The organism is Pseudovibrio sp. Ad5 (assembly GCF_001623095.1).
Taxonomy (GTDB): domain Bacteria; phylum Pseudomonadota; class Alphaproteobacteria; order Rhizobiales; family Stappiaceae; genus Pseudovibrio.
Window position 1 is genome coordinate 17,732 of the sequence record NZ_LMCH01000005.1, and the last position, 13,071, is coordinate 30,802.

Sequence of the window (13,071 nt, forward strand, 5' to 3'; positions counted from 1 at the left end):
ACGGTGGAGAGAAAGGATGTAGCATAAGCCATCAACTACGTGAGTATCAGTCGCGCTCACCCAAGCCGTGGTAAAGCACACTCTTGATCATGTCGATTGGCCCGTCGACCTCAAAAGCAGCATCCGGCATTGTCTTCCAGGTCACTCGGTTATGAAAGAAACCAGAGGGATCAGTCAGATCCAGATCTCCACGCGCGGGCGAAACAATCCGATACCGAACTTGCTTTGCATTATAGGCATCTGATGGATTGCCTGCATATTCTGAGCTTGGCGGCTGCCCTTCGACCCACGAGAAGAAATAAGTCCGCAGCTGATCTGCCATACTGCCTGTCGAATTGAGCTGACCGAAGTTGAGTTGGAGCCCGACAACCAGACAAACAGCTGTCGATATGGCCCAAAGATACCAATGATCCCGGAAGTGATTCAAAATGACTGCACGATTGAGATACAGCTGGATCAGAACAGGGAACGCCACCAACAAAACAAACCACTGCGCATCCTGTGATCGTTGTGGTCCGAGGGTGAAAATATAACCCGTCAGAGCCACGGTAATCGCGCAGAAAACCACGCCAAAGAATAAGGCGATCTTCCCCTGTCGATTTGGTGTCACTACGGTCATGCGAGCCCTGCTTGTTCATCACTCGCCGTATCAAACGGGTCGCGATTTATTCTTTTATCAGACAGGTCTACATTACAAATCGAAAGGCAAACGGGGAAGACTTCTGAGGTGTTGCAAATTGTCGCGAGCGTTTGTCTTGCCCAAAAACGCAACAAGATTTCACCTTTGCCGTTAAGTTAAGGCACCAGTTGCAACCACCGCATTTAAATTCGCCGAATATATCGACACCAATCCACAAAACATCTCAAAAATACTTATAGATGAAAGTCTAATAACAAGAAGACCCTCAGACTAACATCTAAGTCACCTGAACTACCCCCTGCGTCTATACTCAGATATATCAAAATATGCGACACTCTTAATTCCAAGCTCTTCATCGGAGCCAATAACTATCTTGGGAAAGCTGATAGCCAGCTCAACGGATCTTCGCAGTTCTCTTGAGCGGAAGTTGAATGCCTGGGGAATTTCATGAAAAACAATAGTCCAAACACATCATATTTCGACAAAGACCTCCCAAAAACTGAAGCAAATTACACGCCATTAAGCCCACTCAGTTTTTTGGAGAGAGCTGCAAAAGTTTTTCCAAGCCACACAGCCATCATTCACGGCAAGATTCGCAGGTCCTATAAGGAGTTCTATGAGCGCTCTATTAAACTCGCGAGCGCCCTGGAAAAGCGTGGTATCGACAAGAATGACTGCGTGTCTGTCATGCTGCCCAACACACCACCCATGCTTGAAGTTCATTACGGCGTACCAATGGCTGGAGCCGTTCTCCACGCACTCAACACCCGCCTCGATGCCGCTATCATCGCATTCCAGCTAGACCATGCAGAGAGCAAGCTCGTAATCGTTGATCGTGAGTTCTCGAAAGTCATGGCCGAAGCATTGGAACTGGCAGCGGTGAAGCCGGAAGTGGTGCTTTACGACGACAAAGAATTCCCTCAATCAGCGCCTGCAATTGGAGAGTTGGAGTACGAGGAGCTGATTGCCAGCGGTTCCGCTGATTTTGACTGGCAACTTCCCGCGGATGAATGGGATGCAATCACGCTCAACTACACGTCGGGTACAACAGGAAACCCGAAAGGCGTCGTTTATCATCATCGTGGTGCCTACCTGCTCGCACAGGCAAACATCATCACCGCAGCCATGGGCAAAAAGCCGGTCTACCTCTGGACACTGCCAATGTTCCACTGCAATGGCTGGTGTTTTCCATGGGCTTTGTCCCTCGTTGCCGGAACGCATGTCTGTCTCCGTCAAGTACGACAAGCCCCTATCTGGAATGCCTTGGCAGATGAGAAAGTCACGCACCTCTGCGGTGCTCCAATCGTGATGTCCACGCTGCTCAACACCCCCGAGGACCAAAAGCGCAAACTCACCCATGATGTCGAGTTTTTCACCGCCGCAGCACCACCGCCTGAAGCTGTTCTTGCAGCTATGGCAGAGGAAGGCTTCAATGTTACCCATCTCTATGGGCTGACAGAAGTCTATGGCCCAGCCGTCGTCAACGAATGGCACGACCATTGGAATGAACTTCCAACATCAGAACAAGCTGCATTGAAAGCCAGACAAGGCGTCAATTACGTCGCTTTGCAGGATCTCGCTGTTCTCGACCCCGAAACCATGAAGCCAGTCCCTGCTGATGGAGAAACCATTGGCGAGGTCATGTTCAAAGGCAATGTCGTAATGAAAGGGTACCTGAAGAACCCCTCAGCAACACAGGAAGCCTTCAACGGCGGTTGGTTTCACTCAGGTGACTTGGGCGTTCAGCATGAAGATGGATACGTCCAGCTCAAAGACCGCTCCAAAGACATCATCATCTCAGGAGGTGAAAACATCTCATCCATTGAGATCGAGGAGGTCCTCTACAAACACCCGGAAATCTCCGCAGCAGCAGTGGTTGCCCGTCCCGATGACAAATGGGGGGAAACTCCCTGTGCGTTTGTGGAGCTGAAAGAGAACAGCAGTGTGACGGAAGACGATATCGTAACCTACTGCAAACAGCATCTGGCCAGCTTCAAATCACCAAGAACTGTTGTCTTCACAGACCTGCCGAAAACCTCAACAGGCAAGATCCAGAAGTTCGTACTGCGCGAGGAAGCAAAAAAGATCGGCTGACCCAAAACAAAAAATGCGCCGCTAAAAGCGACGCATTCTCTATTCGGTTAAGAAAAAGGAAGCTACCCTGTCACTCGTATTCGCGAGATCTCATCCTTAAGCTTCAACTTTTGCCTTTTTAAATTGCCTAGTTCGATCTCATCCATCGAAGGATGGTGCTTGGCTGTTTCCAGCTCCCTCTCAATGGTAGCATGGCGGCGTTCCAGCTCAGTCAAATGCTCACGGATGGACATAGGTTTTGATCCTCCTACATTGTCTCTGTTACAGGTGGATGATGGCACCATTTTATTGAGTTGTCGAACTATGATTAGCTGTTTTTTTGGGGCCTCTACAACGCGAGATCGCTAATTCATGAAAAACTTAGGGAACTTATAAATGACCCAGTAAATTTAATGGGTTTCATATTCCACTCAAAAGAGAATTTCACTAAGTATTCAACCCTATATATACGCTGCGTAAATCCGTCATGAGACAACACTTCCTGTAAAAATCGAGAGACTCTTGTTCATCACCGCTGCACATTCGGTATACTGTTGCCGAGCGGTGAATTGCGACAACGCGCCCCACCAGATTTGATCAATGATGGGCCTCGTTGCACACAGACCGATATGTGTCATGTGAGGACAAAACGATGACGGAAGATACTCTCGATCAGGATAGCAAGCGTTCCGAGCTCGCTGAGTTGCGACAGGAGCATCGGGATCTTGATCATTCCATCGAAGCTCTCATTGAAACGGGACGGGCAGATGTTCTCCAGCTGCAACGCTTAAAGAAGAAAAAACTGATGCTAAGAGACCAGATTCAGGTGCTGGAAACACAGCTCTTGCCTGACATTATTGCCTAAATTAGAGGCAGAGCTCTAACCTTCGTATACTATTGGCATTTCTTGTTGTAATTGGCTTGAAACACGCCGTGTTATTTCTATAATCCGCGCTTTCTTCCCAGACGCTCAGAGGGTGCCCGTTTTATGAACCGCACAGACCAGCCAGAAGTCGCTATCATCATGGGAAGCCAATCCGATTGGCCAACCATGAAAAATGCTGCAGATACGCTAGAAGCACTGGGAGTTTCCTATGATGCTCGCATCGTCTCAGCCCACCGCACCCCGGACCGTCTGGTAGAGTTTTCCAAAACAGCAAAAGAGAACGGCTTCAAGGTTGTTATCGCTGGCGCTGGCGGAGCAGCCCACCTTCCGGGTATGGCTGCATCCATGACACCGCTGCCAGTGTTTGGTGTTCCAATTGAGTCGCGCGCCCTGAAGGGACAGGACAGCCTCCTTTCCATCGTTCAAATGCCAGCAGGCATTCCAGTCGGCACTCTTGCTATTGGTCGTGCAGGTGCCGTCAACGCAGCATTAATGGCTGCCGCTGTTTTGGCACTCAACAATCCGGAGATCGCTGCCAACTTGGATGACTGGCGCGAAAAGCAAAGTCAGGCTGTGGCAGAGAAGCCAGTCAACCCGGAAGAGTAAGAGTTTCAGAGGCGCCCACTTGCAGGCGCCTCATTTGTTTCAAGCCGCCCCTAACATCTGGCCCCTAACATCTGGAAAGTTTTCGAAATGGGTTCCACACTACGTCCTGGCGACACGATTGGTATTTTGGGTGGAGGCCAGCTTGGCCGCATGATCGCGCAAGCTGCCAGCAGGATGGGCCTGAAGTGCCATATTTATTGCCCGGATGAAAACAGCCCTGCTTTTGAGGTCTCAGAAAAGAAGACCGTTGCGGCCTACGAAGACGAACAAGCACTCACCCAGTTTGCGAAAAGCGTTTCAGTCGTCACTTATGAGTTCGAAAATGTCCCCGGCGAGACAGCCCGCATTCTGGAGCAGTTTGTTCCAGTTCGCCCCGGTCCACGTGCACTGAAAGTTTCCCAAGATCGCCTGGCAGAAAAGACATTCCTTTCAGAAGAAGCGGCAACAAAGGTCGCTCCCTTCATAAAAGTCGACACGCAGGCAGAGCTGGAAGCTGCGCTCATGGAGTTGGGCGGTCAGGGTGTACTGAAAACGCGCCGTTTTGGATATGATGGCAAAGGCCAGATCATGATCCGTACACCTGAGGATATCGAAGGCGCCATGAGCAAGCTTGGCAATCAGCCATCTATCCTTGAAGGCATCGTCCCGTTTGAAAAAGAGATTTCCATCATCGTCGCTCGTGGCGTGGATGGGACGGTCAAATGCTATGATCCGGCGGACAACTACCACAAGAACCACATTCTGAAGACCTCTAGCGTACCTGCAGACATCCCGGCAGAAACCGCTCAGGAAGCCATCGATATGGCAACCCGCATCGCTGTTGCGCTCGATTATATCGGAGTGATGGGTGTAGAACTGTTTGTCGTCAGAGACGGCGAGGCTACAGAGCTGAAGGTCAATGAAATAGCGCCACGCGTTCACAATTCAGGTCACTGGACAGAAGACGCTTGTCCGGTTTCTCAATTTGAACAGCATGTTCGCGCTGTTGCAGGCTGGCCACTTGGCAGGCCAACCCGAGCACACAATGTCATCATGGAAAACCTGATTGGTGATGATGTCAACTCATGGGAATCAGCACTTCTGGAGCCAAACGCTCGTCTGACGCTCTACGGTAAAGCAGAGACACGGGAAGGCCGCAAGATGGGCCACATCAACCGCCTCTCCCCAAAATCCTGATCGCGTTATCCTACAAAGAAAAAGCCCCAAAGATCTAATCATCTTCGGGGCTTTCATTTAATTGAACCAGACTATCCTAGCCTAACCAGACCAAGTTGATCACGTTTCTGGAACCGGATCAGCAACAGGATGCCGGTGATAAAGAGACCACTGGCCAAACCAACCCAGATCCCTTCTGGGCCCCAATTAAAGGTGAACGCCATCACGTAGGAAAGCGGCACCCCAATAATCCAGTAACCAATCACCGCAATCACCATTGGTATTCGCGTATCGGAAAGACCGCGCAGAACACCGCCAGCAACCACCTGAATACCATCAACAACCATATACACCGCTGCAATAAAGACCAGCGGTACGCCAAGGCGGATTACATCGGCTGCGTCCGGATTGCTGGTGTCCAGATAGAAGGAAATCAGCGTGTCAGGGATCGCAACAAACAACACCGCACCAAGCAGGCCAATCACAATGGACCAGATCAGTGCGACCCAACCGGCTCGCGTAATAGCATCAGCATCACTACGGCCAGATGCGATACCAACACGCACCACAGCAGCGTTTGCAAAGCCAAGCGGAATCATGAACGCAATACCAGAGAGCTGAACCGCAATACCGTGAGCAGCAAGCTCAAGTGTCCCGATCCACCCCATCATCAAAGCGGCAGCTGCAAACAGCCCCACTTCAGCAACCAACATGAGGGAAATCGGCCAGCCGAGACGCAGGATTTCGAAGAACGCAGGCCAGTCAGCGCGCCAGAAGCGAACGAACACCTCATATTTACGAGACTTTTCTTCCCAAAACACATAGGCAATCAAAATTACACAGGATGCCAACGCAGTCACAACAGACGCAATCCCGGCACCTAGAATGCCAAGTTGAGGAAAGCCGTAGTAACCAAAGATCAGCACATAATCGAGAAGTGCATTGACCACAGCACTCACCACAGTCGCCCACAAAACAATCTGCGAACGTTCAATACTGGTAAGGAAGCTACGCAGCGCCGCCACAAATAGGGATGGATACATCGACCACTGCACAATGCGCAGATAATCCGCAGCAATGGCAGAAACTTCTGCGTCCTGCCCAAGAGCCAGCAAGAGGCTCTCACCGTTCCACAGCACGACCATCGCAAAAGTCGTATAAATGAGCGAAATCCAAAGGCCCATGCGCGAAGCACGTCGCACATTACGCACGTCGCCTTTACCTTCGGCTCTGGATGCCAATGGCATAACGGCTTGCAAGAACCCAAGTCCTGCCAGCCATGTCAGAAAGAACAACTGCAAAGCCAGCACGGATGCTGCCAGCTCTGTTGCGCCAAGCCAACCGATCATCAATGCATCGGTGGCATTAATTGCCATCTGCGCAAGCTGCGCACCGATCAAAGGCAATCCCAAAATAAGCGTTGCATTGGACTCCCCCCACCATGCAGACATGGATGTGGGTTTGGCAACGCTGGTGCTTTCAACCCGCGTCATCATAAGCTCCTGAAGAAAAGGGCATGGAGCCCCTCCAGAACTTGAGCCTCTCAAGAACATAAACAAGGCTGGGTCCTGCAATTGACCACAGTGCCTCGCTGGGAGGAAACTTCCTATCATAGAAACAGACCGACAAAATCCCAGTGGCTTCTTGCCTAAGCAATACCGCTAGTGAAAATGTCGATTACGCTACTTTGCAAAACTCTTCAGGAATGTCCAGAGGAATAAAGCAAGGCGCATTATCACCGCCATAGACCATGATGTGTCCGCAAGGCACTTCATACCAACCTTGCCCGCCCTTTTCCAAAGGCTCTGAGACAACACTCAAGTTGCTGTTATGTAAGCGGTAATACAGGCTTGGAACGATCTTATCACTAGAGCAACGCACAGCATAAAGACGCTCACCATCAGTCAAGGCCATCGCTACACGCAATGGAGCAATGACATCATTGCAACGCATAATCTCAAGTGTTTTCGTGAACACCTGTTGCACAGCCCCCACAGGATCAACATCCAGACCATGACTTAGCATGGCAAGAAACAGCGCTTCACTGTCCGTTGTACCCTGCCGGTAACGATAAAAGTCGTCGCTGATCAAACTCTCAATCTGGCGGCGGATATCATCATACCCTCCAATCTGCCCGTTATGCATAAACATCCATTTACCGACAGCAAACGGATGACAGTTTGAACGGGAGGTCGCAGTGCCTGTCGATGCGCGTACATGAGCAAAGAATAAAGAGGACTTGAGGTGCTTGGTGATACTCAGAAGGTTCTCATCACCCCACGCAGGTTGCGTATCACGATAAAGTCCAGGCTCTGATTTGTGACCGTACCAACCAATCCCAAAGCCGTCACCATTAGTGTTTACCTTGGCTTCCGCACAATGCAGGCTCTGCGCAATCAAAGAATGATTGGGCATTGAAATCAGCTCTTCCATGAAAATGGGAGCTCCACGGTACGCAAGCCAGCGGCACATTACATTATTCTTTCTTCTGGTCGATTACCCAAATGAGGTCACTAGAGTATGCATGATCCATCAGCACGTATAAACCCCTTCCCTATAACTAGAGTAACGAGTTTTCTCAGGGATCGTTCCGTGGATCTAAAGAGAGCCCCTCAACCGCAGCTCTCGTGAGTAAGATGGACTCACTCGACTCATCTTCGAAATCGGACATGACGAACGACGTTTGAAGCAAATTCCATTCAAATTTCCACCTCAATTTCCACTGTTCAGAAAAGCTCCTGTGACTTTTTTCAGCAGCAAAAGAGAGACTCAACCATACACAATCAAAGGTTGTATTTTTTCAAAATAATTTCATATGTGAAGTTACAATGCATTTTGAAAGCATTTTTTACTTATCTTTTACTTCACACACGAGCGTGCCAATGCGCCATTTTGAAGAAAATGAGCAAACGCTGCTGAGATTGCCTTGTCCCACAAGAGGTATTCCCCCCTTTCCCATCTATAAATTAACATAGATTCTCAAGTAAGGAGGTAGACAGCCCCCACGCAGTCTGTTAGTTACCCCGTCAAGAAGCGACGCATCAGCGGCGACGGAGTTCTTGTGACCCGTGCATATGCGCTAAGTGTTGCTATCAATCATTTCATCTATGTCGTTCTGGATACGTAATCCAGAATGCTCGAAGGTAAGGATAAACGCGTGCAGGTTCTCGTTCGCGATAATAACGTCGATCAGGCGCTTAAAGCGCTTAAGAAAAAGATGCAGCGTGAAGGCATCTTCCGTGAAATGAAGCTTCGTGGCCACTACGAAAAGCCATCTGAAAAGAAGGCTCGCGAAAAGGCTGAAGCAATCCGCCGCACTCGCAAACTGGCTCGCAAGCGCGCACAGCGTGAAGGCCTGTTGGTCGGCAAAGGTCGTCGTTAATCCGGCGGCACTCGGGACATCACACAGCTAAGGCTCAACTATGTTTGACGAAAAGCGTGTGAGCGGACCGAAGCTAGAATTCAGAACGGACTAACCGGTAAACCGGTTGGTCCGTTTGTTGTTTTTGCTGGTTCATTTGACCTTTTTTTGCCACACTAAAGTGTAGGCTATCGTGTCATTGCAAGGACTCTTTAAGAATGGGGCACATTCTCGTGAACAATAAACTGGCTAAAGGCATCTGTGCGTGTCTGCTCGCACTTGGCGTTGCAGCATGCCAATCCAACTCATCTGGCCTTGTTTATCAGAATGTGCCCATCGACAAAGCTGTTGGCTCTTCCTCCAACATCGATAGTCTGAGTGCTGTTGTTGACGCAAATCCAACCGATGCCGACGCCTACAACAAGCGCGGCATTGCATACGCAAAAGCTGGGCGCCTTGATCAGGCCATTGAGGACTTCAACAAATCTCTTCAGCTGAGACCAAACTCTTATCAGGCTTACGCAAACCGAGCTTTGGTAGAACGCCGCAAGGGCAACACGTCTCAGGCAGTTCAGGATTACAGCTCAGCACTTTCCATCAAGCCAGATTACGTGAAGGCCCTGAACGGACGCGGCAACACCTACCGTTCTATCGGTCAGAACACAGCAGCACTTCGTGATTACAACGAAGTCATTCGCTTGAATTCCGGCGATGCACAGGCCTATCACAACCGCGGCCTCATCTATCAGGCACAAGGTTTACAGGAAGCAGCTCTCAATGACTTTTCATCTGCTGTTGGCCTGAACTCCCGCGCATATTCACCTCTGATCGCGCGCGGTGTAACTTACCTTTCTCTGAGCGATCCAAAATCTGCACTCAAAGATTTCAATGCAGCGATTGCGCTTAACGGCAAGTCCGCATCTGCTTGGGCGAACCGTGGCCGCGCAGAAGAAGCACTGGGGCAGATTACAGAAGCACGCCAGTCCTACAGCAGAGCACTGCAGATATCTTCGACAAACCAGATTGCGAAGGAAGGCTCTCAGCGCCTGTCAACGTCTTCAGGCGTTCCGCAAGCTTAGGCTCGCCAACATATCGCTTTCTAAAGGCCGGACACTCCGGCCTTTTTTATTGCCTTGTTGCCGAAGATATCGACAGCATCCAGTTAATCTCATCACGCCAGTCAATCATGCGAATGGGCGTCCCGTGAGAGCCCGTTTCGAATAGCCGAAAGCGCACCGGATACCGCTGGGTTTTGCCAATGGCTGCCTTAAACAACTGATATTGCTTCTCCCAGCTGTAGACCCTGTCAGCACTACCGTGGCCAAACACAATCGGCACGCCTGCCTTATAGGCTTCACTCGTCAACAATCGTCGATCCGTCGCTCCGCCCAATAATATGAGGCCGGACAGCGGCCCAGCAACGCCCGCCTGATCCGCAAGCCCATAGCAGACCTGTGCCCCCATGGAACCACAGGCCACAATCACTTTGGCCTGGGGGGCTTCTTTTCGGTATTGCGCAATCAGCTCGCGAATTTCCTGGGTGCCTCTGGGACTTTCGAGCTTCACATCAGGAGATAGATAAACGCCATTGTTCCGCACCATCAGGTTTTTCAAGCGATTGAAGTTACCGCCAAACGTCCAATCAGCATTCCCCTGCTTTCGATTGCCCCCCTTACCATGCAGATAAAGCAGCAACAGCTTGGTGTCGGTATCAGGTTTCCCAACTCGGATGTGCTTACGCTTACTACCCGCAAGCACAACTGAGCGCTCCCGCACATACCAGGCAGGCCTGCTGGAAACGTATCGCCCTTCAACCCGTCGTTCTGGTATTTCATCCCGGTCCCGCAAGTCACGCTGGATCTGATAGTCAAGCCGCAGGAACGCCCCGTCCATCGCCTGATCCAGAACCCGCGGATAAGCAAACAGCTCGTCTTTATAAGGCTTCAGCTCAAACCCGGCGGCCTGCGAGACCAGCAGAGCTGACATGAATAAGCTGCCAATCAAATACTCAAAGATCCTGAAGTTGCCTCGCATGGAGCACCTCCGAAATAGCGCATCGCTTAAGGCTTCAGGTAATCATACATAACCCGGCCATAAGGTAGCGTGAGGTCCGTAATAAAATGAACACCGCCGAGTGATTTAAGCATTGGCAGCTCAGCCACTGGCGCATTGGCATGGTGAAACAATTGCAAGCTCGCCGGACCAGACCACGCGCCCTTCACCGTCACATCAGACGCCTCATAAGCAACCAGTTGAGCGATAGCCAAAGAGCCATCAACATCTGGAATAAGCTTCAGATTCACCTGAGTTTTCTGCAGCTTCTTGAGGATCGCATCGGGATGACACTGCGTGCCATGCTCGACATCATAAAGAAGGTGTTGGTACTTGTACCCCATGGTCGCAATAGCAATCGTCACATCGTCAAAAACCAAATGGCCGGTCAATGTTGCGCCCGATATACTCAATTCTGGATGGCCTAGCTTTTTCGGGAAACCCCAGATCTCACGCCCACCAAAAATCGGCGGAGTATCATCAAGAAACATTTGCTGAGTGAAGTTCACAGGGTGATCTCCAAACTTGGCTGGAATCACGATGCCAGACTCGGTGTAGTCTCCAAATCCAGCAGAATCGGGCATACGGATCACTTCAAACATCACCGTGTTGGACCCATCCGGTTCCAAAGGCTCAGGCACAGCTTCACGAATAGCGTCAGGGTCACTTTCATAGGAGACCACAAAAAACTCGCGGTCGATAAACCTGTATGGCCCCTTGGGATAAGCAGGAGAAGCAATCGGCATAGAAGCCTGTTCAAGAATATCGGCAATTTTCATGGACCACCTCGATCATGAAAGAGTGTGAACCGCGGCCAAATCACAGCCAGCGCGCTCTCACCATAAGCACCGATATTTTGGATGTTGCCCCTTGGGTTTTGGGGTGACACTTTCAGAGCTCACCCCAAACACTTTTTTAATCAGCTTGTTACGTCAATTTCTTTGAAAGTAGCCAGTGGCGCTTTTTCGCGGATAACCCAGTTCAACGCACCAAGCTCCGCTTTTAACGTCGGATGAACCAGTCCCAACACGCGCAGTTCACTCGCTCCAGTGCCCGCATGGGTTTGATTTACACGGCTTGCGATATTGAGTGTGGTCGTTGATTGATCAACACTCCAACCAACACGGTCACCAGCAACAAAGGCAACTTTACGCCCGGTTCTGGTCGTACCAATCGGAATACCCTCAAACAACTCAACAGAAGCAAGACGCTCTGTATCAATATGATAATCAGCGATCATCATCAGACCCAACAGGTAATAATATCCCGCCTCTTGAGAAAGCCTCCGCCGGCTCACCTGATCAACCAGATCACTTCGCCCACGAACACCTTTCAACGAATGTAAGCTTGCAACAAAAAACATCTTTTCACCGCGCGTCATAGACGTAGCGCTCAGGAATGCTCGTGTGCTGCTCTGGCGAATAGCCATCTCACCAAGCATCTCGCGCATCGTCTCATCAGCAACGGTCGGGCTGGCCTTGAGAGCTTCACTGAAGTTGGTTGTCGCCAGAACTCCACTAACCGCCGTCCCAACACCACCCGGAATAAACACAGTTGCAAGATTGGTCAGGCGATTGGAAGTCGCATAGGCCCAGGCAGCCTTATCAAGCGCGTCAGAGAGTGGAGGAAACGTCGTGTAAGGGTCTACATTCGCAGCAACAGCAATATAGCGCCGGGCTCTATCTCGCCCTACTACAGCCGCAGCAACACTCTCAACCGCAGAAGTCTTCTTACCACTTTCTTTGGAAGGAGCAGTCGCTCCGGAATTCCCGGTAATGGTGTTCACAGTCCCATTCAGCAACAGGCCGACGCCATCAGCTGTGGAACTCAGTGTCTCTTTGGGAGAGGTTACAAGACTGCCGAGAAATGTCAGAGGCTTGGCAACGGCAGTCACAACGCCCTCACCCGCTTGAGAAACCGTATCCAGTTCTTGAATACCCTTCAGCGCATGAAGTTCATTGATGCGCTTTTGCAATGTCGCCGTACCGCGCACCTTATAAGTCTTGCCATGAACCCTGAGTCTGTAAACAAGCAATGTCCCATTCCGCAACACCGGCGGCACGATTTCGTAGTTGCTACCACTCGCAGCAACGCCTTCTTCCTTCAGGATCTGGGAGAAACCAAGATCAGTCGAGGCAGAATGAGATGGCGATGAGACAACTGCAACCACGATAAAGATTGCAAGCAGCAAGGAACAGCGCAGAAGAACGCGAACAGTTTGCGCAGTAGACATATGATACCCGAACTCAGAACAACTCTTACTAAAGGCTCTATTCTTCAATAATGATCAGAAAAGGG

13 protein-coding genes are annotated in these 13,071 nt (G+C 50.5%); 6 read left to right on the forward strand and 7 right to left on the reverse strand.

The window, feature by feature from the left end:
• Positions 1–46 precede the first annotated feature (46 nt).
• Complete coding sequence (locus PsAD5_RS02950) at positions 47–619, reverse strand: hypothetical protein (RefSeq protein ID WP_057462023.1); 573 nt, start codon at positions 617–619, stop codon at positions 47–49.
• 468 nt (positions 620–1,087) lie between these two features.
• Here PsAD5_RS02950 and PsAD5_RS02955 point away from each other — a divergent pair, with 468 nt between their 5' ends.
• Positions 1,088–2,734, forward strand: coding sequence for an acyl-CoA synthetase (locus PsAD5_RS02955; RefSeq protein ID WP_063291045.1), 1,647 nt, complete (start codon positions 1,088–1,090; stop codon positions 2,732–2,734).
• 62 nt (positions 2,735–2,796) lie between these two features.
• Here the strand turns inward: PsAD5_RS02955 and PsAD5_RS27500 are convergent, their stop codons facing one another.
• Positions 2,797–3,018: a YdcH family protein gene (locus tag PsAD5_RS27500; RefSeq protein ID WP_446737478.1), complete on the reverse strand. Its 222-nt coding sequence runs from the start codon at positions 3,016–3,018 to the stop codon at positions 2,797–2,799.
• A 347-nt stretch (positions 3,019–3,365) separates the two neighbouring features.
• On the opposite strand from PsAD5_RS27500, the gene PsAD5_RS02960 reads away from it, so the two are divergent.
• The 3 genes from PsAD5_RS02960 to PsAD5_RS02970 all read left to right on the forward strand — a co-directional run bounded on the left by PsAD5_RS02960 (position 3,366) and on the right by PsAD5_RS02970 (position 5,381).
• Positions 3,366–3,578, forward strand: a complete 213-nt coding sequence (locus PsAD5_RS02960) for a YdcH family protein (RefSeq protein ID WP_057462025.1) — start codon at positions 3,366–3,368, stop codon at positions 3,576–3,578.
• A gap of 123 nt (positions 3,579–3,701) precedes the next feature.
• Positions 3,702–4,205 carry a 5-(carboxyamino)imidazole ribonucleotide mutase gene (gene purE / locus PsAD5_RS02965; protein ID WP_008551529.1) on the forward strand — a complete coding sequence of 168 codons (504 nt, stop codon included), beginning with the start codon at positions 3,702–3,704 and terminating at the stop codon, positions 4,203–4,205.
• 87 nt (positions 4,206–4,292) lie between these two features.
• On the forward strand, positions 4,293–5,381 hold the full coding sequence (locus PsAD5_RS02970) for a 5-(carboxyamino)imidazole ribonucleotide synthase (RefSeq protein WP_063291046.1): 1,089 nt from the start codon (positions 4,293–4,295) through the stop codon (positions 5,379–5,381).
• A 71-nt stretch (positions 5,382–5,452) separates the two neighbouring features.
• Here PsAD5_RS02970 and PsAD5_RS02975 read toward each other — a convergent pair whose 3' ends face one another.
• Positions 5,453–6,853 carry an MATE family efflux transporter gene (locus PsAD5_RS02975; RefSeq protein WP_208980561.1) on the reverse strand — a complete coding sequence of 467 codons (1,401 nt, stop codon included), beginning with the start codon at positions 6,851–6,853 and terminating at the stop codon, positions 5,453–5,455.
• 184 nt (positions 6,854–7,037) lie between these two features.
• Positions 7,038–7,775, reverse strand: coding sequence for a class II glutamine amidotransferase (locus PsAD5_RS02980; RefSeq protein ID WP_244272057.1), 738 nt, complete (start codon positions 7,773–7,775; stop codon positions 7,038–7,040).
• 742 nt (positions 7,776–8,517) lie between these two features.
• On the opposite strand from PsAD5_RS02980, the gene rpsU reads away from it, so the two are divergent.
• The gene (rpsU, locus tag PsAD5_RS02985; RefSeq protein ID WP_057462062.1) at positions 8,518–8,742 is read left to right on the forward strand and encodes a 30S ribosomal protein S21; all 225 of its coding nucleotides are present in this window, start codon (positions 8,518–8,520) and stop codon (positions 8,740–8,742) included.
• Positions 8,743–8,939: 197 nt separating this feature from the next.
• Positions 8,940–9,800 (forward strand): tetratricopeptide repeat protein, encoded by an 861-nt coding sequence (locus PsAD5_RS02990; RefSeq protein WP_063291047.1) that lies wholly within the window; start codon positions 8,940–8,942, stop codon positions 9,798–9,800.
• Between the two features lie 46 nt (positions 9,801–9,846).
• On the opposite strand, the gene PsAD5_RS02995 is transcribed toward PsAD5_RS02990, so the two are convergent.
• From PsAD5_RS02995 to PsAD5_RS03005, 3 genes are all read right to left on the reverse strand, one after another.
• A complete protein-coding gene (locus PsAD5_RS02995; RefSeq protein WP_063291048.1) occupies positions 9,847–10,755 on the reverse strand; it encodes an alpha/beta hydrolase in 909 nt (302 codons plus the stop codon).
• A gap of 26 nt (positions 10,756–10,781) precedes the next feature.
• Positions 10,782–11,552, reverse strand: coding sequence for an acetoacetate decarboxylase (locus tag PsAD5_RS03000; protein ID WP_063291049.1), 771 nt, complete (start codon positions 11,550–11,552; stop codon positions 10,782–10,784).
• A gap of 140 nt (positions 11,553–11,692) precedes the next feature.
• Entirely contained in the window at positions 11,693–13,006 is a 1,314-nt protein-coding gene (locus tag PsAD5_RS03005) for a hypothetical protein (RefSeq protein WP_063291050.1), read from the reverse strand.
• Positions 13,007–13,071 lie beyond the last annotated feature (65 nt).

Coding starts and splice junctions, on each gene's coding strand:
- PsAD5_RS02950 (WP_057462023.1), bottom strand. CDS start 619: ATGACCGTAGTGACACCAAATCGACAGGGGAAGATCGCCTTATTCTTT.
- PsAD5_RS02955 (WP_063291045.1), top strand. CDS start 1,088: ATGAAAAACAATAGTCCAAACACATCATATTTCGACAAAGACCTCCCA.
- PsAD5_RS27500 (WP_446737478.1), bottom strand. CDS start 3,018: ATGGTGCCATCATCCACCTGTAACAGAGACAATGTAGGAGGATCAAAA.
- PsAD5_RS02960 (WP_057462025.1), top strand. CDS start 3,366: ATGACGGAAGATACTCTCGATCAGGATAGCAAGCGTTCCGAGCTCGCT.
- purE (WP_008551529.1), top strand. CDS start 3,702: ATGAACCGCACAGACCAGCCAGAAGTCGCTATCATCATGGGAAGCCAA.
- PsAD5_RS02970 (WP_063291046.1), top strand. CDS start 4,293: ATGGGTTCCACACTACGTCCTGGCGACACGATTGGTATTTTGGGTGGA.
- PsAD5_RS02975 (WP_208980561.1), bottom strand. CDS start 6,853: ATGACGCGGGTTGAAAGCACCAGCGTTGCCAAACCCACATCCATGTCT.
- PsAD5_RS02980 (WP_244272057.1), bottom strand. CDS start 7,775: ATGCCCAATCATTCTTTGATTGCGCAGAGCCTGCATTGTGCGGAAGCC.
- PsAD5_RS02990 (WP_063291047.1), top strand. CDS start 8,940: ATGGGGCACATTCTCGTGAACAATAAACTGGCTAAAGGCATCTGTGCG.
- PsAD5_RS02995 (WP_063291048.1), bottom strand. CDS start 10,755: ATGCGAGGCAACTTCAGGATCTTTGAGTATTTGATTGGCAGCTTATTC.
- PsAD5_RS03000 (WP_063291049.1), bottom strand. CDS start 11,552: ATGAAAATTGCCGATATTCTTGAACAGGCTTCTATGCCGATTGCTTCT.
- PsAD5_RS03005 (WP_063291050.1), bottom strand. CDS start 13,006: ATGTCTACTGCGCAAACTGTTCGCGTTCTTCTGCGCTGTTCCTTGCTG.